The following is a 312-nucleotide window of genomic DNA, read 5'->3' as shown; positions in this document are numbered from 1 at the left end:
ACATCGCCGACTACCAGACGCTGTTCAACCGGGCCACCCTGGACCTGGGCCGCACCTCGGCCGCCGACCAGCCCACCGACGTGCGCATCGCCCAGCACAACAGCGTCAACGACCCCCAGTTCGCCGCGTTGTTGTTCCAGTTCGGGCGTTACCTGCTCATCTCCTCCTCCCGGCCCGGCACCCAGCCGGCCAACCTGCAGGGCATCTGGAACGACTCCCTGACCCCGTCGTGGGATTCGAAGTACACGATCAACGCCAACCTGCCGATGAACTACTGGCACGCCGACACCACCAACTTGTCGGAGTGCTTCG

At 65.1% G+C, this 312-nt stretch carries 1 protein-coding gene; it reads left to right on the top strand.

Annotated elements, in window-relative coordinates:
• Positions 1-312, top strand: a 312-nt coding sequence (locus tag QSK34_RS37665) for a glycosyl hydrolase family 95 catalytic domain-containing protein (protein WP_502875573.1), incomplete at both ends; no start/stop codon positions are given.

It is taken from the genome of Herbidospora sp. NBRC 101105, assembly GCF_030269205.1.
Lineage (GTDB): Bacteria > Actinomycetota > Actinomycetes > Streptosporangiales > Streptosporangiaceae > Herbidospora > Herbidospora solisilvae.
This window is presented reverse-complemented; position numbering and strand designations above follow the sequence as displayed.